A 21,860-nucleotide genomic window follows, 5' to 3' on the forward strand; every position below is an offset into this window, starting at 1 on the left:
TTTTGGAACCGGTTACAATTAAATTAATAAATAGAACCGGTTCCATTCAATAGGAGGGAAAGTAATGAACTATAAAAAGTCAGCTGAAGATATTCTTGAGGCTATAGGCGGTGAAGACAATTTAGATGCAATGGCGCACTGCGCTACAAGATTAAGACTTGTGCTCAACGATGAAAGTAAGGTAGATGAAGATGCTTTATCAAACATGGATGTTGTTAAAGGAACATTCTCAACAGGTGGTCAATACCAAATTATTATTGGCTCGGGTACGGTTAATAAGGTGTTTAATGAACTTGAACGTATAACAGGTAAAGAAGCTTCAACAACGTCAGATGTAAAAGATAAATCAACGCAAAATATGAATCCATTACAGCGATTCGTGAAGATGCTCTCAGATATTTTTGTTCCTATTATTCCAGCCATTGTAGCTGGTGGGTTATTAATGGGGATTAACAATATATTAACTGCACCTGATCTCTTTTATGATCATCAATCGTTGATAGATGTTCATAGTCAATTTGCTGGCTTAGCAGATATGATTAATATTTTTGCGAATGCACCGTTTACGCTGTTACCTATACTAATTGGATTTAGTGCAGCGAAACGCTTCGGAGGTAACCCTTTCTTGGGTGCAGCACTAGGTATGATTCTAGTACATCCATCATTAATGAGTGCTTATGATTTTCCTAAAGCTGTAGAAGCGGGTAAAGCCATTCCACATTGGGACTTGTTTGGTCTACATATTAATCAAGTTGGTTATCAAGGACAAGTATTACCAATGTTGGTCGCTGCCTACATTTTAGCTACGATTGAAAAAGGCTTACGAAAGGTGATTCCTACAGTATTAGATAATTTATTAACACCATTATTATCTATATTAGTAACAGCCTTTCTAACATTTTTATTTGTAGGTCCAATAACTAGACAACTTGGGTATTGGTTATCAGATGGCTTAACATGGTTATATGACTTTGGTGGTGCCATTGGTGGATTTATCTTTGGTCTATTCTATGCACCAATTGTTATTACAGGTATGCATCATAGTTTTATTGCTGTAGAGACAACGTTAATTGCTGATCAAGCGAAAACAGGCGGATCATTTATCTTCCCAATCGCAACCATGTCTAACGTGGCACAAGGTGGTGCGGCACTCGCAGCATTTATCATCATTAAAAATAATAAAAAGTTAAAAGGTGTTGCCTCAGCAGCAGGTGTTTCAGCATTGTTAGGAATTACAGAACCAGCGATGTTTGGTGTGAATCTTAAATTAAGATATCCATTTATTGGCGCAATTATTGGTTCTGCTATTGGCTCGGCTTATATTTCATTCTTTAAAGTTAAAGCCATCGCTTTAGGTACAGCAGGATTACCAGGGTTTATTTCAATTAATCCAGCACACGCAGGGTGGTTACATTACTTTGTTGGTATGCTGATTGCCTTTATCGTATCTGTAGCGATAACATTTATTTTATCTCGACGAAACGCTTATCGAGCTACCGCTGAATAGATAACAATCCGGTCTTCTGAATGTGTCAGAAGACCGGTTTTTTGTTGTTATAATTTTTGTTTTCGCCATAAGAAGATACTCACAATTGTAACAAGTATAAGTGAAATACCTACAATAAATAGCCATGATGTATAGCTTTTTTCATCGAGTGGAAGTGGGACATTCATCCCGAAGAAACTAAAGACAAGTGTTGGTAAAGTGAGTAATACTGTAAAGAGCGTCAGTGTCTTCATAATATTATTCATTTCGTTTGATAATAATGAAGAATATGACGTTGTGATACTCTCCAGAATTCCCGTATATAATTCTGTCGTTTCAATCGCTTGGTTGTTCTCAATCACTAAATCTTCCAATAAATCTTCGTCTTCATCAAAGCGTTTGATGGCAGGTAATCGGAACAATTTTTTAATGATTGTGTCATTACCTTTTAAAGCGGCAAGGAAGTAAACCAAACTTTTTTCAACTTCCATTAATTTATATAATTGTTTATTTGTAATATTATTTTTTAACTCACGTTCAATTCGGATTCGCGATTTATTTAAGAGTCGTAAATTTCTGTTGTAGTGGTTTGAAATTGTTAATAAGATATCCAATGCAAAACGACTATGGAAATTTAAATTCACATTATCTTGTCGCGCATAATTTTCTAAAAATTCATTTTCAGCATCACAGATTGTTAAAATGAGTCCTTTTCCAATAACAATACCTAATGGAATGGTAACGAATGATAAGACACGACGATTGGTTGAACTGACGATGGGTAAGTCAATAATGATAAGTGAGTAACCTGTGTCATCATCATATTCGATACGTGCACTTTCATCCGCATCTAATGGATCTCGGATAAAATCTTCAGGTACGTTATACGTTTCTATTAATTGTTCAATTTCTTCTCTATCAGGTTCTACAACATTAATCCATGATGCAGAGTGGTCTAAAGTCGTTTCAACGATGTCATTGTTTGTTGAATGTTTATATGCAGTTAGCATGGTTAATGATTCCTTTCATATTCATTTAGTCTCAGTTGGATTGAGTACGTTCATAATGATTTTGGATCATAATACGTAGCGGCCCATTATAAATGATATTAAAAATATGTTTGGTTAACTCATTTACAGAGAGTCGATGATCATCCTGTACCCAATATTTGATAATTGAAATGGTAGCACCTGAAACATAACTATGAAAATACATTTCAGGAATACCATCAATCTCATGATTAATACTAATATATTTTTGCATATTTTCTTTCATTAAGGAATGAATTTTTTCTTCAAGTCTACTTTTACGTTCTAGCTGAAGAATCGTATGATAAAACTCCATGTTATCAGAGATATGTTGTAATACCTTAGTCAAAACATTATTTATAAAATCTTCAGCGGTATTTTCTGGTGAACTAATATCGAGTTGATTAAATTGAGTCGATGTCCAAATTTGGGATATACATTCATCTTCCATATCGGTTAATAACATGTATTTATCTTCATAATGTAAGTAAAATGTACCACGATTAATATCTGCTTGATCAGAAATATCTTGAACAGTAATTTTGTCGAGGTCTTTACGCTTTAAAAGGTCAGTAAAAGCACGCTTAATAGCTGACTTCGTCTTTCGTATTCTCCTATCTTCTTTCATAAAATATCGACCTCCTAATAATAAATAGACAAAAATGTACAATCTGTTCAATAACACACAGTATTTGAATAATTGATTATTGTTTATTTTTGACTATCTCATTATAATTTACAAAGTATTAAATATTCAACACATTGTTCAATAAATTGTAGGAGGTTAGATTTCATGAATATTTTTAAAAGTAAACTATTATGGCTTGCACCTATTGCAGCGATATTATTATTAGTTATTTTCTCTTTGGCATTTTATCCAGCGTTTAATCCAAAACCAAAACAATTGCCAATAGCCGTTTTAAACAATGATAAAGGTGTAGACATTCAAGGTAATAAAGTAAATATCGGGAAAAAATTGAAGATAAATTAATGGATAGTGATTCTGATACAGTTAAATGGGTTAAAGTTGATAAAGAATCAGATATTAAAAAAGGTCTTAAAGATGAAAAATACTATGGGGTAGCTATTTTTAATAAAGACTTTTCTAAAAATGCAATGAGTAAAACACAAAAAGTAGTGATGGATAGTAAAAAGGCAGAAATGAAAGAAAAAGTTGAATCAGGTGAAATCCCTGCAGCTGCCGTTCAACAAATGCAACAAAAAATGGGTAACCAAAAAGTTGATGTGAAACAAGCAACATTTAAAACGATTGTAAATAAAGGTGCAAGCATGCAAGCAGCTACGATTACTGGTAATGTGCTTGATGGCATGGGTGATAATTTGAATAAACAAATTACATCACAAAGTCTTAGCACATTAGAAAAACAAGATATAAAAGTGAGCGCATCAGACATTAAAGGTATCACTAACCCTGTTAAAGTGGATAATCAAGAGTTGAATAAAGTTAAAGACCATCAAGGTGGCGGTAATGCACCGTTCTTAATGTTCATGCCAGTATGGATGGGATCACTTGTAACATCTGTATTATTATTCTTTGCTTTCAGAACAAGTAATAACTTTAAAATTCAACACAGAATTATTGCGTCATTAGGCCAAATGTTATTAGCTGTAATCACAGCATTTGCTGCAAGTTTCGCTTATGTGTACTTCATGCATGGTGTATTAGGATTCGATTTTAATCATACAAACCGAGTAGCACTCTTCTTAGCTATTTCAATACTTGGATTTATCGGATTAATTCTAGGTATTATGGTCTGGTTAGGAATGAAATCTATTCCAATCTTTGTCATTTTAATGTTCTTTAGTATGCAATTAGTCACATTACCTAAAGAAATGCTACCTAAAGCATATCAAGGTTGGGTTTATAAAATTGATCCATTCACACATTATACAAATACCCTTAGAGAAATTATCTACATGGGTAGTCATATTGAAATGAATGCAACGATGTGGATGATGATAGGATTTATTATTTTTGGTGCAGTTTCTAGTTTAACTGCTGCTATCGTAAGAAAACATAGTAATAAACGTACTGAAATTCCATCATAGGACTGTAGTTATTTGCCTCAAATTTGGCATGAACGTGCTAAATTTGAGGCTTTTTTGAAAATAAAATAAACTGAAAATTTAAACTTTAATATATCGGTTGACTATTATAAGAATCGGCGTATTATATTCGTTAGACATCTAACGAAATGGAGTGAGACGATGGAGGCTACCTATCAATATTTAGTCAGAATGTTGGCGCATGAGATGAAACATTACGCTGATCGGAAACTAGATGAGTATAATGTTACACAAGAACAAAGTCATACGTTAGGTTATATATACAGACATAAAGACCAAGGCATAACACAAAATGAATTATTAAAGACATTTAAACGAAAAGGGTCAACGGTAAGTTCAATACTTAAAGGTCTGGAGAATAAAGGACTTATTTATAGGATGGTAGATCCTGAGGATTCCAGACGTAAGAATTTGAAATTAACTAAAGAAGGAACGCAACTGGTTGAATCTTTTGTCAGCATCTTCGACGATATTGAAAGTATACTTGTCAAAGATTTTGATGAGAATGAAAAGCAACAACTTAAAAGCTTATTTGAACGCATGCTGAATAATATTAAAACAGAAAATTGATTATTAAAGCTAGCTGTAATTTAAAGTAATGTTGGAATAGCAGCTAGCAATTATTTTGACAATATAGTTAGATATCTAATTATTAGATATCTAATATAAGGAGATTATGGAAATGAAAGACGAACAATTATTTTACTTTGAGAAAGCATCTATATTTAAAGCAATGATGCATTTCTCATTACCGATGATGATAGGCTCATTATTAAGTGTGATTTACGGAATCTTAAATGTATACTTTATTGGCTTTTTAGATAATAGTCACATGATTTCAGCGATATCTTTAACATTACCTATATTTGCAGTACTCATGGCATTTGGTAATTTATTTGGTGTAGGAGGCGGGACTTACATATCACGTTTACTTGGTGCGAAAGATTACACTAAAAGTCATTATGTAAGTAGCTTCTCAATATATAGTAGTTTGGTATTGGGACTTGTTATTGCTATCATAACGCTACCATTTACGGACCAAATTGCGAGTATACTTGGTGCCAGTGGTGAAACGTTGAACTATACGAGTGACTATTTAAAAATTGAATTTTTAAGTACACCGTTTGTTATTTTATTTTTTGTTTTAGAGCAATTTGCTAGAGCAATCGGTAAACCAATTATTTCGATGATTGGTATGCTTTCAAGTGTTGGCATAAATATCATCTTAGATCCGATTTTGATTTTTGGATTACATTTAGATGTCGTCGGTGCAGCATTAGGTACTGCTATTTCAAACGTGGTCGCAGCAATCTTTTTCATTGTTTACTTTTCTAGAAAAAATGAAACGTTATCACTTAATATTAAACATGCCAAACCGACTAAAGCGATAATGCAAGAAATATTTAAAATTGGTATACCTGCATTCTTAATGGTTGTCTTGATGGGCGTAACAGGTTTGGTCGTGAATTTATTCTTGGCAACGTATGGTAACTATGCCATCGCAAGTTACGGTATCTCATTTAGACTCGTTCAATTTCCTGAATTAATTATTATGGGGCTTTCTGAAGGTGTTGTCCCTCTTATCGCGTACAATTTCGTAGCGAATAAAACTAGAATGAAAGATACAATTAAAGTAGTCATCATGTCTATTGCAGTTATATTTGCCATTTGTATGACTGTCGTTCTTTTAGCTGGTCATACCATCGTTCAATTGTTCAGTACAGACCCACAAATTGTCGTCTTAGCTACATTTATCTTAAAAGTTACTATGACATCATTACTTCTAAATGGTATTGGTTTCTTATTTACAGGTATGTTGCAAGCTACAGGACAGGGTCGCGGTGCTACGATTATGGCTATCGCACAAGGGACAGTTATTATTCCAGTTCTATTTGTTTTAAATAGTTTATTTGGATTAGCTGGTGTCATTTGGTCGTTATTAATCGCTGAAACAGTTTGTGCTTTGTTAGCAATGTTTATTGTGTATGCCTTAAGAAATCGCTTAACAGTTGATACAGCATCTTTAATTGAAGCTTAATAAAATGACTAAAAGATTAACAATATAAATTCAAGCGCATAAAACGATTTATAATGAAGATTGAGCTTGAAATTTGAGTTAATAGAAGTCTAGTAATAAGGAGGGAGTGGGACAGAATGCTTTTAAAATTCGTCGTCCCCTCCCATCTTGCTTTTCTTGTAGCATTTCTTAGTGACATTCTCTTTGCTGGGGCCTCGTAAGCAAGGATAACTGGAAGTGAGAAAAGTTTGCTTTAAGCGCCTTTTCAGTTCAGTCAGCTACTGCGAATTTCCCAAATAGCATCACTATGTTATTTATGTCCCAACTACTGCCAGTTTTTATTTTTGGATAAAAAGTGACAAATTAGAATAATTATTGTTAAATAGCACACATTATTTTATCATAAATGGATGAGCAAAATTTTATGGGAGGATGGCAATGGTGAATTTACAACGAAGTTCTAAAGTAGCTTTGGCATTGGTAATGATGTTTTTATTATTGTTAATTCCAACACTTCAAAATGTCGCATCTGCGCATGCAACTTTGGAAAAAACAACACCACCACAAAATGGGGTGATATCAAAGCAACCTGATGCTATAGAGTTAACATTTAATGAGCCAGTGAATGCTGAATATTCGGGAATCACATTATACAATGATAAAGGGGATAAAGTAGGCGATATAGATCCTACTACAACGGGACATTCCAAAACGCTCTCATTTCCAACTGATAAAGTTCAACATGGTACACAGCAAATAGAATGGCATACCGTATCCGCTGATGGGCATGAGATTAGCGATCGATTTGAATTTTCAGTAGGTGAAAAGACAGCAAGTGGTGTCGATACATCTCCAGCCTTTTATGAAACACCTGATTTCTGGTTTGGTCTATTTAGATACATAGCGGAAGGTGCAACAATCATACTTGTAGGGCTATATTGGTTGAATGGTATTGCACGTCGTAATAATTTATCAACATTTGATGTTTTTCCTAGACATATTGCAGTATCTTTAATCATGATGATGGCCTATTTAATGTCGCTTATACTCTACTTAATGACATTATCTTCAGATGTACTAGATGACATATTATCACTTCAACCTAGCGTGATAACGCAATTTCCATATATATTAAGTGCCATTGCGTTAATCGTATTAAGTGGCTTATTCGTCTTAAGAAATATGGAGAAATCATGGTATTGGATGATTTCTATTGCTATGATTTTAGCAATGAGTATGTCAGGTCATGCATGGTCACAAAGTGTGCCATTATGGTCAATTATACTTAGAACGCTTCATTTAACAGGTATCAGTTTATGGTTAGGCGCACTATGTTATTTATTAATTTCAGTATTTACACGTAAGAAAGACGCTGTAGATTTATTACGTGAAATATTGTTTAAAGTTAATGCTGCAGCAGTAGGGATTATCATTATTTCAGGCGTGTTAATGTCTATTGATCAAACAAATATTTTATCAATTTGGACAAACATGCAAACGTGGACGGTATTCTTATTAGTTAAAGTCATTGGTACGTTAATCATGATGATACTAGGATTATTGCAAACAACACGTGCACTTAACAAACGTCATAGAGTCAATAAATCTTCACTTATTATAGAAGTTGTAATTGGTATTGTGCTTATTTTGATCGGCGTAATTATGAGCCAAATTAGTATTCCATAAAAAGGAGAAAAAAGATGATTAAAAAATTATTAGCGACAAGTTTCATACTCTTTTTTGCACTAGGTTTCTTTAAAGTAGCAGACGCACACGTCACTTTGAATCCTAAAGCAGTGGATCCTGAATCCTATGAAAAAGTAGATGTAAGAGTACCAGTAGAACAAAAAGATCATACTGAAAAAGTGGAATTAGAAGTTCCAAAAGAAGTACAAGTTGTTAATATTCAACCAGTGGATGGTTATAAACACAAAATAGATAAAGATAAAAAAGGTAATATCACTAAAATTACTTGGACAGCTAAAGGTAAAGGGATTGGACCTGATGAATTTATGGATTTCCCAATTGTTGTAGCTAGCCCTAAAGATGAAGGCAAGTATGAATTCAAAGCTATTCAAACCTATGATAATGATGATAAAGTCAAATGGACTGGTAAAGAAGATAGTGAACACCCAGCACCAACGTTAGAAGTTAAAAAGAACGCTAATGCAGTAGAAACGAAAGATGAAAAATCACAAGATACTGCTAGTGCACAACAATCTTCAGGTGGTTCAATTGCTTTATGGATCGTTTCAATTATTGCCATTATATTATCATTAGTAGCACTATTTAAACATTCAAGAAATAAATAATGTTAAGTGAGTCAAGGACAAAAGGATACTTAGTCAATATAAAGTAATTAACTTAACACTTAAGCGCGTTACTTTATAATTTGTCTGTTCTAGTCCAACTCCCTAAACGCTACTGCAATGACAATGATGTAACGCAATATTGCATATATTGTCACTTTAAAGTTAACGATAATAAATTATAATATTAGTGTGAGGGAGGCATTATTTATGCGACGATTATTATATGCGTTTTTAGTCTACATGATTTTAGGGCTCATTAGTGGGTTCTACTATAGAGAGTTGACAAAAGCACATGATTTTACGGGCGATACACAATTATCTATTGTACATACGCATACACTTATTTTAGGTATGTTTATGTTTTTAATTCTTATACCCCTAGAGAAGGTATTCAAATTAAGTAGTTATTACTTATTTAACTGGTTCTACTATGTTTATAACATCAGTGTCATTGTAACGATTGGTATGATGGTAACGAAAGGCACTTTCCAAGTATTAGGAAAAAGCTTTTCCCCGGAAGCATTTGCTGGGTTTGCCGGTATCGGTCATACAGGTATGCTAGCCGGATTATTATTATTATTTTTCTTAATTCGACAAGCAGCTATAAAAGAACCAAGAGATTAATTGATAATAGGGAGACTTTTCATATTAATAGCACGTGAGTGTTATGTATGGAAAGTCTTTTTTATAAATAAAGTATTGTTACGATGATTTGAAAATATGATTTTCTTCAATAATATATGCACATATTGTATAATATAGGCAAAATAATGATAATTATTATCATTTGAAAAGGGACACAATCTTGGGAGGATAAATGATGCAAGATGTAACAATTATTGGAGGCGGACCTGCTGGGTTATTTGCAAGTTTCTATGCGGGACTAAGAGGTATGTCAGTGCGAATCATTGACGTGCAAGATAAACTAGGTGGTAAAATGCAAATCTATCCAGAAAAGATTATTTGGGATATTGGTGGCGTCGCTCCGAAACCATGCTTTGAGATTATTAAAGACTTGATCGACCAAGGATTACATTTTAACCCTAAAGTGAATTTAAACGAACGTGTCACAGATATACGTAAAATAGCCGAACGACATTTTGAAGTTGAAACAGATCGTGGACACATCTATGAATCAAAATCTGTCATATTTGCAGTTGGTGGTGGCATAATTAATCCAAAACCACTTCAAATTAAAGATGCTGAACGATATCGTTTAACGAATTTACATTATGTTGTTCAATCATTTTCTAAATTTAAAGGTAAAGATATATTGATTTCTGGTGGTGGTAACACGGCTTTAGACTGGGCAAGAGATTTAGCAAATATCGCCAATTCAATTACATTAGTTTATAGAAAGTCAGATATTAAAGGGTACGAAGCGATGATTCAAGTCCTTGAATCATTAAATGTGACATTAATGCCTAAAACACAAATTAAAGCGTTAATTGGTGACAATCAATGTGAATGTATCAAGGAAGTGACACTTGAGAATAGTGAGACTGGTGAAGTAATCACTCGAGCGTTTGACGACGTTATTATTAGTCATGGCTTTGATCATGAGAATCCACTATTAACAGATTGTACATCTAAACTTGATTTATATGATGACTATCGTGTTAAAGGATTTGGTAATACAACAACGAGTATTCCTGGCATCTTTGCTTGTGGCGATATCGTACACCATGATGCTAAAGTGCATCTTATCGCAAGTGCTTTTAGTGATGCTGGAAATGCAGCGAATCTAGCTAAAACGTATATTGACCCTGATGCATACAAAGAAGGATATGTTTCAAGTCATAATGACGTATTTAAAGAATCTAATAAGGCTGTTATTAAACAATATTTATAAAATTAACCAAGGGGGATTACGATGATTAGATATTCTCATGAAGCACCAGAAGCTGAGGCGTATTGTCATTTAAGAGTTAAGGCAGGTATGAGCCCAAAGTCAATAGCTGCAGCGCGCAAAGGATTACCTAATAGTTGTTTTAATATTACCATTTATGATGACCAACAACTGATAGGCATGGGCAGAGTCATTGGTGATGGTGGAACGGCATTTCAAATTGTAGATATAGCCGTTGATCCAGACTATCAAGGCCAAGGTTGTGGCAGAATCATATTAGAGCAAATTATGTCATATTTACATTCCGTCGCTGAAAAGGGGACTTACGTGAGTTTGATTGCGGATTACCCAGCCGATCAACTCTATAAAAAATTTGGGTTTACATCCACAGAGCCAAAATCAGGTGGTATGTATATCGTATTTTAACTATAACAAGCACTAGGACGAATCAAATCATACTTGATTGTCCTAGTGCTTGTTTATTATGCATTAAAATCGATGATAATACGACCAAAATTGTCATGATTTAATACGGTTTCAATCGCTTCTGGTAATTCTGAAAATGTGATGATTTGCTTAATATCATGTAGTTGATTCGATTTTAAGTCCGTCGCTAAACGTCTCCAAACACGCTCGCGGAGTTTCATAGGTGTAAATACAGAATCAATTCCGACAAGGCTGACACCCCTCAAAATAAATGGATAAACAGTTGCATCAAATGACACACCACCGGTTAACCCAATCAATGCGACACCACCATTATTATTGATACGATTTGTGACGTAAGGTGTACCATTTCCGCCGATTGGATCAATGGCAGCTTGCCAAGTTCTAGAACCAAGTGGCTTATCATTATTTTGTGTAATACGATCAATAATCTCATTTGCCCCCAAGGTTTCTAATTTATCTACTGCATGTTTATTACCAGTACTAGCAACAACATGATATCCTAAATTAGATAACATCAGAACAGCTAATGCACCAACACCACCAGATGCCCCACGTACAAGGACTTTACCGCCTTCTAATGTCATAAAACCAGCTTTTTCTAATTTCTCAATTGCTAATCCAGCTGTATAACCTGCTGTACCATAAATCATAGCCTCTTCTAACGACAGATTGTCAGGTAATTGAACGACCCAATCCGATTTTACACGTGCATATTCACTGAAACCACCATAATGATTGACACCTAAATCATAGCTTGTAACAATCACTTCTTCGCCTTCATCAATCGTTGGATCCTCTGATTTAACTACAACGCCTGCTAAATCGATACCAGGTACCATCGGGTATGATTTTAGAATGTGATTATGATCTGTTGTAGCTAAGGCATCCTTATAATTAATTCCAGAATAATGAACTTTGATTAAGACGTCACCTTCTGGTAAATCATCCATAGTTATTTGAGTAAAGTCAGGTTTCACACTTCCATCTTCAGTTTTATCTACTATAAAAGCTTTAAATTGTTCTTTCATATTATGTGACTCCTTTATATTAAACTTCGTAAGTATATAATACCCGCATCTCAATTGTTCTATACTTTCTCTTAGTTAAATGAGTAAAGATGAATAATTTAAAAAGATAAAAAAATTTTAAGTTAAAATTGTATTTGAATTGTTGTTGACACATCAAAGGGGTAAACCTATAATAAATTTGATAATGATTATCAATTGAAAATTAAAAGTGTTTATATGAATATAAAAGACGTTATAACCATGATTGTGAGTTGGTGTTAAATATAGCGTAAGGTTACTAACACGAATCATCTTCAAAGGATAATCGCCTAAACTATATTGAGGTGAATACATAATGAAAAAATTACCAACTATTTTACTTGCATCATCGTTACTTTTAGCAGCTTGTGGCAATAATGGTCACAGTGACGATAGTAGCAAAGACAAGCAGTCACAAAGCAGTAAAGGTGAGAACAAAGCCGCTTTACAAAAAGCTACCAAAGAATATGAAAAATATACGGATGGCCAACTTGATAAATTCTTAGAAGGCACAGAAAAATTTGTTGCGGCAATTAAAGCAGATGATATGGATAAAGCTAAAGCATTATATCCTAAAGTGCGTATGTATTATGAAAGATCAGAACCTGTCGCAGAAGCTTTTGGTGATTTAGATCCTAAGATTGATGCGCGTTTAGCAGATATGAAAGAAGAGAAAAAAGAAGATCAATGGACAGGCTATCATAAAATTGAAAAGTCACTTTATCAAGACAATAAAATAGATGAAACAACTAAAAAAGATGCTGATCAATTATTAAAAGATGCTAAAGAATTAGATGCGAAAGCAGATACTTTAGATATTACACCTAAATTAATGCTACAAGGTTCAGTTGATTTATTAAATGAAGTTTCAACTTCTAAAATTACTGGAGAAGAAGAAATTTATTCTCATACTGATTTATATGATTTCAAGGCAAATATTGAAGGTGCACAAAAAATCTATGAATTATTCAAACCAGAATTGGATAAAAAAGATAAAAAATTAAGTTCAGATATTCAAAAGAATTTCGATAAAGTTAATCAATTGCTAGATAAGTATAAAGATGGCGACGGTTATAAAGATTATAGTGCAGTAACCAAAGAAGATAGAAAAGCATTATCAGATGCTGTGAATTCACTTGGTGAACCACTAAGTAAAATGGCTGTGGTTACAGAATGAGTAATGTAGATGATAAACAAAATGACCAAGTTTCCCGCCGTTCATTCTTAAAAATGCTTGGTATAGGTGGCGCCGGTGTTGTGATCGGTGCTAGTGGCGCAGGTAGTATTCTTTCATTTAAATCGATGTTCGATACACCTGAGAATGAAGACAAAGATGCTTTCGAATTTTATGGTCGTGTACAAGCAGGTATCACAACGCCAACACAAAAAAATTGTAACTTTGTCGCACTAGATTTAAAAACCAAAGATAAAAATGCAATTAAAGATATGTTTAAAAAATGGACGCAAATGTCAGTAAACATGACAGATGGTGCGCCAGCTGCTAAAGATAGTCAGAATGAATTATTACCACCCGTAGATACTGGCGAATCAATAGGATTAGGGGCTAGTAAATTAACATTAACGTTTGGTATTAGTAAATCTTTTCTAAAGAAAATCGGTATGTCATCTAAAATTCCAGCAGGATTTAAGGACTTACCACATTTTCCAAATGATCAGTTAGATGATGAGTACAGTGATGGCGATATCATGATTCAAGCATGTTCAAACGATCCGCAAGTTACATTTCATGCAATTCACAACTTGATTCGACCATTTAGAGATGTAGTTAAAATGAAGTGGTCTCAGAATGGCTTTGTATCTGGAAAGCTTGAAGAAACACCAAGGAATTTAATGGCATTTAAAGATGGTACAGTGAATCCACGCAAAAATGATGAACTTAAAAAGTATGTGTTTATCGATGATGGATGGGCTAAAAATGGTACATATTGTATTATTCGTCGTATTCAAATTCATATTGAAACTTGGGACCGAACGTCATTAGAAGAACAAGAAGCAACATTTGGTCGTAAACGTGCATCAGGTGCACCATTAACTGGAAAAAAAGAATTCGACAATATTGATTTAGATGCGAAAGATAGCAGTGGCCAATATGTTATCGATCCTAATGCGCATGCGCGTCTAGCACGTGAAGTTAAAACATCTATTAAACGTCGTGCCTATAATTATAATGATGGAACAAATGCGAAAACTGGCGCGTTAGAAACAGGTTTAATGTTTATTTGTTTCCAAAAATCAACACAACAGTTTATAGATATTCAAAATAATTTAGGTCATAGTGATAAGCTTAATGAATATATTACACATCGAGGTTCTGCATCCTTCCTTGTATTGCCAGGTGTCAAAAAGGGAGGTTACATCGGTGAAACCTTATTTAATTAAATTAATCGCTGTGTTAATCCTTATTCTCACCGTTATTAGAATAGTTCCACCACATCAAGTTAGTGCTGCAGATGATAGTAAAATCAGTGATGTGTATGTGGCGATAACTGATGCAAAATCAACGATAGAAGATAAAGCTAAAAGCAATCAAGAAAAGCAAAATGCACTCGCTGATATTAAAGAAAAAGTGAAATCTTTAAATATTAAAGATAACAAAGAAGGTAAAGACGTAAAGTCAAAATTAGAAGCGGTAGATAAAGCGTCTTCAACTGAAGCGAAAGCTGACAAACTTTCTGATTTAACAAAATCATTAATCGCTTATGAAGAAGCAGTCTCTACAAAAGATATTAGCGGTGAAATTAAAACACTAAAGCAACAAGTTGATGCTAAAGATGAACCAATCAAGAAGGCCATTAAACATAAAAATGATGCCGAATTACAATCAATTAATAATAGTTTGAATCAAATTTGGACAACGCATGAAACTGCCATCAGAAATTATGACGAAGGTAAATATGGTCAAATTGAAGTTAATTTAATGCAGTTACGTGTTGCCATTCAAAAAGAACCATTAGATACTAAAAAAGTAGACAATGCTTGGACAACATTCAAAACAAGTATTGATACAGTGGATCAAAAACAATCTAGCGCAGATAATGGAAAATATAAAGTAACACAACTTAATGATGAGTTAGATAAAGCGATTAAAGGGATAGAAGACAATCACTTAGATCAAACTGATGCAGCATTATCTAAATTTGTTCAAATTTGGCCGTATGTAGAGGGTAAAATTCAAACTAAAAATGGCACATTATATACGACAATTGAAGATAAGATACCTTATTACCAAAGTATTTTAGATCAAAGCAATAAAGATCGCGTTAAAGAAGGCTTACAAGATATTAATAAAGATATTAAAGACACTGTAGGTCAAGAAGGCTATACATTTGTAGATGTCATGATCATCTTCTTACGTGAAGGGTTAGAAGTATTGTTAGTCATTATGACATTAACGACAATGACACGCAACGTTAAGGACAATAAAGGTACGGCTAGTGTTATTGGTGGGGCAATATTGGGATTAATTCTAAGTATTACCTTAGCTGTAGTCTTCATTCAAACGCTTGGAAATAATGGCTTATTACGTGAAGGCATGGAAGCTACACTTGGCATTATCGCAGTTATTTTAATGTATGTGGTTGGTATTTGGATGCATAGACGTTCAAGTGCTAAACGTTGGAATGACATGATTCAAAATATGTACCAAAATGCGATAAGTAATGGCAACCTAGTATTGTTAGGTACAATTGGTTTGATTTCTGTTCTGCGTGAAGGTGTAGAAGTTATCATTTTCTATATGGGTATGATAGGTAGCATTACGACAATGGATTTTGTGATTGGTATTGCATTAGCGATTGTTATATTGATCATTTTTGCATTACTATTTAGATTCATAGTCAAACTTATACCTATTTATTACATCTTTAGAGTGCTTTCAATTTTAATTTTTGTAATGGCATTCAAAATGCTTGGTGTAAGTATTCAGAAACTTCAATTGTTAGGAACATTACCACAACATGGCATTGAAGGTTTACCTACAATTGGTTTTATAGGATTTTATCCTAATGTTGAGTCAATTGTAGCGCAATTAATTTACATTATATTGATTGTGTTTTTCATTTTCAAAAATCGTCAGCACAAACAAACTATTTCTGAGCATCATTAAGACATATTAATAATCAAATAAAAACCTCAAGCCCTGTATGTAACAAGGGCTTGAGGTTTATTTGTGTTTAGGCGCGATGTGATAGTCTGGCAATAAGCATACTAAACTCAAACAGGATGATTAGTGGTAATGTTAAGAGTAAATTTAAAGTGATATCTGGTGGTGCGATAATACTCGCTATTACAAAGCAACCAAAATAAATATATTTACGATAGTGCTTAAGTGCTTTAACATCTATTAAATCAAATTTAGCAAGTCCCATAAATAACGTAGGAAGTTGAAATAAAATGCCAAAAATGAGTAGCCATCGTATTAATTCATGTAAGTAAGCCTTAAATCCAATAACTGGTTCAATGCTTAAAATGGCAGATAATGTCAAAGAGAAATTAATAATCAATGGAAAGCCTATAAAAAACGCAAACGCAACGCCAATGATAAATAATAACGCACACCATAAACTGTATTTAATGATAAAACCTCGTTCATACGCATGAAGTCCTGGTGCAATAAACGCCCACAATTGGTAAAACACAATGGGTATGATTAAACATAAAGCTACAAAAAAGATAATCATAATGTAAATTTGAATCATTTCTGTAAAAGAAAAGGCATGTAATGTTACGTGTGCACGTTTAATATAATGTATAAATGGTTTCATCCACCAATGTGATGAAATATATACAATAATGGTTGCAACAATAAAAGCGATAAACACTTTGACGAGACGAGCGCGTAATTCATCAAAGTGTCCTAAAAGCGTATTGCTATTTTGTATGTTCTCGTTGTTGTTTTGATTCTTTACTGGGCGTATCGTGACTTTCATCTGTATCTATATTTTCTGCAGCAGACTTAAATTCTTTCAAAGTACTACCAATTGCTCGGCCAAATTGTGGTAACTTTTTAGGGCCAAATATAATCAAAGCAATGATGCTAATTACAACTAAACTGGTTGGTCCTGTAATTCCTAATACAAACATGTTTATTACCTCACTCATCATATATAATAATATCATCTTTACTTTATACTCATTGATAAATATTATCAATAGGAATTTTCGCCGTTCACAAATTAAACGAATTTATTGAATAGCGAGACGATTATAGGGAATAATTTATACAATAAAAATACGTAATTCATGATGAATGAGGGGGATTGAATGATGACTGAACAAATAACGATGATTCAAGTTACAGATGTTAGTGATTTAAGACAAATTGCAGAAACAACGTTTTACGATACATTTGAGGGTGAATACACAGAGGCTGATTTCGAACAATTTTTTAAGAAAAGTTATAACGAAACAGTATTATTAAATGAATTGAATAATCCTAATTCATTTCATTACTTTTATAAAGTAGATAATCACATTGCCGGATATTTGAAGCTTAATATTGGTGACGCGCAAACAGAAACAATGGGTGAGGACTATTTAGAAATTCAAAGGATTTACTTCTATAAAACTTATCAAGGTGGAGGAAGAGGGCACACATTTATCCAGCTGGCACTCGATAAAGCTCGAGAACTCAGTAAAAGTAAAGTTTGGTTAGGTGTGTGGGAACATAATCAACAAGCATTATCATTTTATAAGAAACATGGATTCAAAGTGACTGGGCAACATGAATTTATAACTGGTGATGTCGTTGATATAGATTTAATCATGGAAAGAAAGGTTTAGCATAGAATATGTTGAAACTAGATAAGGGAGTGGGACGACGAATTTAAAAGAATTCTGTCCCACTCCCTTATCATACTTATTTATGATTAATGATATCTCGCATCAATTGCGTTAATTTTTTTAATGACATATTATTATCGTTTACGAGTGGATGGTTAGAAATATCAGATAATGAATGATGTATTAAATTATTGTGCAATAATGCCTCATCTGTATACCAAACTTTAGATAAACTATTCATAACATCATCATATACACCACGTTCTTGTTGATAAGCCGCATGATTTGGTGTGTAAAGACATACCTTTTTGCCAATCGTTAAAGCATCAAAGATAATTGAAGAATAATCGGTAATTACAACATCCGATACTAATAATAAATCTTGGGTTTCAATATGACTTGGTGCTTCAATTGCACCTTCAGGAAGGGTCATATCATCTTCAACATGACCTTTGAAAATAACATGGTATGCTTCCAATAATTCTGGAGAGATGGTCATTAATTCTGTAGCATCTTTATCTGCATGCCACGTAGGTGCATATAATAAAATTGGCTTTGTTCGATCCACATTTAAGGCATCTTTAATTTTCTTCTGATGATTTTTGTCATTTTGATAGTGGCATAAATAACTTATTCTTGGATAACCATATGAAATCAGTTCCGTATGTTGATTTGGAAATGCTGTTTCAAACAAGCCCGTAGCTGCCTCGGAATCTGTTAAAAGGTAGTCTTGTTTAAGCCATTTATTATACTTACGGGCCTTATAATTGTAGATATTTTTATTTTGGTCTGGTTCTTTACTATCTAAGAAGAGCTTTTTGATTGGTGTTCCATGCCATAATTGAATCACAGTGCCATTTGGTTTGAATTCATCGGGCATATAACTTTCGATAACGACAATTTTGGCAGTTTCTATTAATTCTTTATTATTTTCTGCATCAGTAGGTAAAAAGTATGGTCCACGTCGATCATTTGTGATGAAATAAGCTTCAGTAGTAGGGTTTCTCTTCACAAAATAATTGAATAAATATTTAGAGTTACCTCTATAACCATAATCAAATCCTAAAAACACAACATGATTTTTAACTTTTGAAGGATCTTTATCATATACATAGCTTAGATTACGATGCTTTTTTAATGCATGATTTTGCATCTTTCTATAAATCCATTTGGGTAATTTAAATTTAGTAGTGATAAGCCAACTATCTACAAAGCGCATTTCATCTTCTTTACCCGGATATTTAAACTTAGAATATGGAATAGGGTGTCCATGAATATAAGCTAATTTATTTAAATCAAAGTGATTAATTTTTTTAATATCAAATGTATCTAAGGAGTTCCAAAATGCATTACTTGTCGGACATTCATGAATGAAATTAAAAACGACATGATTATCAATATCGATTTCATCTTTCAAAACAGTAACGACGGCTAAATCCATAATAGAATGGATATCATATTTAGATAAATGGAATAAAGCACGTTCAATATTGAAAATGATATTAGGATAATGATTGATATTTTTCATCCATGATAAAAAAATTAATGTATCATCGCCAAAATAGCGACAGTCATTTAAATATAAGTCATTTATCGTATAGTCTACTGCGATTGAATTATGTGTTGCAGCGACAGCTTCCAACATATCATGATTGATTTTAATATCATTTGAATAAGGAATGAAATGTGAATAACCAGCTGATTTCGCTTTGTTTAGTTGTAATGCAAGATGGCGCATATTTGAAATATTTATTTGTTTAATCATCATACATTGTCCTTTAACTCTTAAATTTCTTAAATATATTTTACCATGTGACTAAGAAAAATTCATATTTACAAAAATGGTAGCATTGATTAATTAAAAAGTTTGGGAAATTTTGTTGAAAAAAGAGGATTTTTAATTTGTTAAAAATTTAACAAAAATTTTATAAAAAGTACTATATAGTATTGTCATTTAAGTAGAAAGATGGTATATTTTTATTGTGAAAAAGTTCACAAGACTTAAATTTGTGAAATCTAGCACGATTAACTTGTCGACAAACTAATTTACCTTATAACAATTAGAAATATGCTCACATTTCAATTGTTAAATCGCTAGAATGTTCATTAATACAAACTAAAGGAAAGAAGAGTCAAAATTATGTTAGTTCAAACATTTGATCCATTTGATAATTTGGTATTATCTAGCTTAATCGCAGCAGTACCTATTATTCTATTCTTATTATGCTTAACTGTATTTAAAATGAAAGGTATTTACGCTGCAATCACAACTTTGGTTGTTACATTACTTATTGCCATCCCATTCTTTAAATTACCACTTGGTATTGCAACAGGTGGCGTTGTAGAAGGTTTCTATCAAGGTATTATACCTATTGGTTATATTGTCATGATGGCAGTATTACTTTACAAAATCACTCAAGAATCTGGACAATTTAATACGATTCAAGATAGTATTACAAGTATTTCACAAGACCAACGTATCCAATTATTATTAATTGGTTTTGCATTCAATGCGTTTTTAGAAGGTGCAGCTGGATTTGGTGTACCAATCGCAATTTGTGCGTTATTACTTGCTCAACTAGGATTTAGACCATTACAAGCTGCAATGTTATGTTTAGTAGCGAATGCTGCTTCTGGTGCTTTTGGTGCCATCGGAATTCCAGTTGGTGTGGTAGATACACTCCACTTACCAGGTGGCGTACATGCAATGGGTGTATCACAAACTTCTACATTAACATTAGCAATTATTAACTTCTTTATACCATTCTTACTTATCTTTATCATTGATGGTTTAAAAGGTGTTAAAGAAACATTACCAGCTATCTTAGTTGTATCAGTAACTTATACATTATTGCAAGGATTATTAACAGTATTCAACGGACCTGAATTAGCTGATATCATCCCACCATTAGTAACAATGGGTGCTTTAGCTTTATTCTCAAGAAAATTCCAACCAAAACATATTTTCAGAGTGCAAAAAGATGTGGAACCTGAGCCGGCGAAACACCATAATGCTAAAGAAATTATATATGCATGGAGTCCATTCGTTATCTTAACAATTGTAGTTATGATTTGGAGTGCACCATTCTTTAAAAACTTATTCTTACCAAACGGTAAATTATCAGCATTAGTGCTTAACTTCACTTTACCAGGTACATTCAGTGAAGTGGCTAATAAATCAATCATGTTAAGTTTCAATTTCATTGGACAAACAGGTACAGCAATTTTAATCACAATCATTATCACAGTATTAATGGCTAAGAAAGTAAGTTTCGGAGATGCAGGACGTTTATTTGGTGTCACATTTAAAGAATTATGGTTGCCAGTATTAACAATTTGTTTCATTCTTGCGATCTCTAAAATCACTACATATGGTGGTTTAAGTGCAGCAATGGGTCAAGGTATTGCTAAAACTGGAAATGTCTTCCCAGTATTATCTCCTATCTTAGGATGGATTGGTGTATTTATGACTGGATCAGTGGTTAATAACAACTCATTATTCGCACCAATTCAAGCATCAGTTGCACAACAAATTGGTACAAGCGGTTCATTACTCGTAGCCTCAAATACAGTGGGTGGTGTAGCAGCGAAATTAATTTCACCTCAATCAATAGCAATCGCGACTGCTGCTGTTAAAGAAGTAGGTAAAGAATCAGAATTACTTAAAATGACATTACGTTACAGTGTTGGATTATTAATCTTCATCTGTATTTGGACATTTATCTTATCTCTAATTCTGTAATCAATATAAATGAGTGCTTATAAATATAGTTCTTATGAAG

General features: G+C 33.2%; 19 protein-coding genes and 1 pseudogene. 14 read left to right on the forward strand and 6 right to left on the reverse strand.

The genetic code is table 11. From position 1 onward, the window contains the following. The first annotated feature begins 64 nt into the window (after positions 1-64). Complete coding sequence (locus KA909_RS08225) at positions 65-1,507, forward strand: sucrose-specific PTS transporter subunit IIBC (RefSeq protein ID WP_075108092.1); 1,443 nt, start codon at positions 65-67, stop codon at positions 1,505-1,507. A 47-nt stretch (positions 1,508-1,554) separates the two neighbouring features. Here the strand turns inward: KA909_RS08225 and KA909_RS08230 are convergent, their stop codons facing one another. Together KA909_RS08230 and KA909_RS08235 are read right to left on the reverse strand one after the other, a co-directional pair. Next, positions 1,555-2,496: a magnesium transporter CorA family protein gene (locus KA909_RS08230; RefSeq protein WP_075108091.1), complete on the reverse strand. Its 942-nt coding sequence runs from the start codon at positions 2,494-2,496 to the stop codon at positions 1,555-1,557. A gap of 31 nt (positions 2,497-2,527) precedes the next feature. Continuing rightward, complete coding sequence (locus tag KA909_RS08235) at positions 2,528-3,142, reverse strand: TetR/AcrR family transcriptional regulator (RefSeq protein WP_002487365.1); 615 nt, start codon at positions 3,140-3,142, stop codon at positions 2,528-2,530. Between the two features lie 165 nt (positions 3,143-3,307). On the opposite strand from KA909_RS08235, the pseudogene KA909_RS08240 reads away from it, so the two are divergent. The 8 genes and pseudogenes from KA909_RS08240 to KA909_RS08275 all read left to right on the forward strand — a co-directional run bounded on the left by KA909_RS08240 (position 3,308) and on the right by KA909_RS08275 (position 11,206). Continuing rightward, positions 3,308-4,584, forward strand: a pseudogene (locus KA909_RS08240) (YhgE/Pip domain-containing protein). Between the two features lie 159 nt (positions 4,585-4,743). Next, positions 4,744-5,172, forward strand: a complete 429-nt coding sequence (locus KA909_RS08245; RefSeq protein WP_053028667.1) for a MarR family winged helix-turn-helix transcriptional regulator — start codon at positions 4,744-4,746, stop codon at positions 5,170-5,172. Between the two features lie 112 nt (positions 5,173-5,284). Further along, positions 5,285-6,640 carry an MATE family efflux transporter gene (locus tag KA909_RS08250; protein ID WP_193839017.1) on the forward strand — a complete coding sequence of 452 codons (1,356 nt, stop codon included), beginning with the start codon at positions 5,285-5,287 and terminating at the stop codon, positions 6,638-6,640. Between the two features lie 417 nt (positions 6,641-7,057). Further along, positions 7,058-8,305, forward strand: a complete 1,248-nt coding sequence (locus KA909_RS08255; protein ID WP_075108089.1) for a copper resistance protein CopC — start codon at positions 7,058-7,060, stop codon at positions 8,303-8,305. Between the two features lie 14 nt (positions 8,306-8,319). Further along, a complete protein-coding gene (locus KA909_RS08260; RefSeq protein WP_053028664.1) occupies positions 8,320-8,931 on the forward strand; it encodes a YcnI family protein in 612 nt (203 codons plus the stop codon). 207 nt (positions 8,932-9,138) lie between these two features. Beyond that, entirely contained in the window at positions 9,139-9,555 is a 417-nt protein-coding gene (locus KA909_RS08265) for a DUF2871 domain-containing protein (protein ID WP_075108088.1), read from the forward strand. A 196-nt stretch (positions 9,556-9,751) separates the two neighbouring features. Next, positions 9,752-10,783 (forward strand): NAD(P)/FAD-dependent oxidoreductase, encoded by a 1,032-nt coding sequence (locus KA909_RS08270; protein ID WP_053028662.1) that lies wholly within the window; start codon positions 9,752-9,754, stop codon positions 10,781-10,783. Positions 10,784-10,804: 21 nt separating this feature from the next. Beyond that, positions 10,805-11,206 carry a GNAT family N-acetyltransferase gene (locus KA909_RS08275; protein ID WP_075108086.1) on the forward strand — a complete coding sequence of 134 codons (402 nt, stop codon included), beginning with the start codon at positions 10,805-10,807 and terminating at the stop codon, positions 11,204-11,206. A 56-nt stretch (positions 11,207-11,262) separates the two neighbouring features. On the opposite strand, the gene KA909_RS08280 is transcribed toward KA909_RS08275, so the two are convergent. Further along, positions 11,263-12,258, reverse strand: a complete 996-nt coding sequence (locus KA909_RS08280) for an acrylyl-CoA reductase family protein (protein ID WP_210130098.1) — start codon at positions 12,256-12,258, stop codon at positions 11,263-11,265. Between the two features lie 334 nt (positions 12,259-12,592). Here KA909_RS08280 and efeO point away from each other — a divergent pair, with 334 nt between their 5' ends. From efeO to KA909_RS08295, 3 genes are read left to right on the forward strand one after another with little or no spacing between them, the layout of a single operon-like run. Continuing rightward, positions 12,593-13,453: an iron uptake system protein EfeO gene (efeO, locus tag KA909_RS08285; protein WP_053028659.1), complete on the forward strand. Its 861-nt coding sequence runs from the start codon at positions 12,593-12,595 to the stop codon at positions 13,451-13,453. Continuing rightward, positions 13,450-14,676: an iron uptake transporter deferrochelatase/peroxidase subunit gene (gene efeB / locus KA909_RS08290; protein ID WP_193839020.1), complete on the forward strand. Its 1,227-nt coding sequence runs from the start codon at positions 13,450-13,452 to the stop codon at positions 14,674-14,676. Before efeO ends, efeB begins: the two co-directional genes overlap by 4 nt. After that, a complete protein-coding gene (locus KA909_RS08295) occupies positions 14,657-16,402 on the forward strand; it encodes an FTR1 family iron permease (protein WP_193839021.1) in 1,746 nt (581 codons plus the stop codon). Before efeB ends, KA909_RS08295 begins: the two co-directional genes overlap by 20 nt. Before the next feature lie 67 nt (positions 16,403-16,469). Here KA909_RS08295 and tatC read toward each other — a convergent pair whose 3' ends face one another. Together tatC and KA909_RS08305 are read right to left on the reverse strand one after the other, a co-directional pair. Then, positions 16,470-17,225 carry a twin-arginine translocase subunit TatC gene (gene tatC / locus KA909_RS08300; protein WP_075108082.1) on the reverse strand — a complete coding sequence of 252 codons (756 nt, stop codon included), beginning with the start codon at positions 17,223-17,225 and terminating at the stop codon, positions 16,470-16,472. Next, the gene (locus tag KA909_RS08305; RefSeq protein ID WP_107629235.1) at positions 17,167-17,400 is read right to left on the reverse strand and encodes a twin-arginine translocase TatA/TatE family subunit; all 234 of its coding nucleotides are present in this window, start codon (positions 17,398-17,400) and stop codon (positions 17,167-17,169) included. The genes tatC and KA909_RS08305 overlap by 59 nt, the downstream gene beginning before the upstream one ends. Before the next feature lie 162 nt (positions 17,401-17,562). On the opposite strand from KA909_RS08305, the gene KA909_RS08310 reads away from it, so the two are divergent. Next, entirely contained in the window at positions 17,563-18,078 is a 516-nt protein-coding gene (locus KA909_RS08310; protein ID WP_193839022.1) for a GNAT family N-acetyltransferase, read from the forward strand. 76 nt (positions 18,079-18,154) lie between these two features. On the opposite strand, the gene KA909_RS08315 is transcribed toward KA909_RS08310, so the two are convergent. Next, the gene (locus KA909_RS08315; protein ID WP_193839023.1) at positions 18,155-19,843 is read right to left on the reverse strand and encodes a CDP-glycerol glycerophosphotransferase family protein; all 1,689 of its coding nucleotides are present in this window, start codon (positions 19,841-19,843) and stop codon (positions 18,155-18,157) included. A 375-nt stretch (positions 19,844-20,218) separates the two neighbouring features. On the opposite strand from KA909_RS08315, the gene KA909_RS08320 reads away from it, so the two are divergent. Continuing rightward, entirely contained in the window at positions 20,219-21,820 is a 1,602-nt protein-coding gene (locus KA909_RS08320) for an L-lactate permease (protein WP_075108078.1), read from the forward strand. Positions 21,821-21,860: the final 40 nt, after the last annotated feature.

This window comes from Staphylococcus sp. GDX8P54P (assembly GCF_017893165.1).
In the GTDB taxonomy this organism is placed as follows: Bacteria; Bacillota; Bacilli; order Staphylococcales; family Staphylococcaceae; genus Staphylococcus; species Staphylococcus borealis.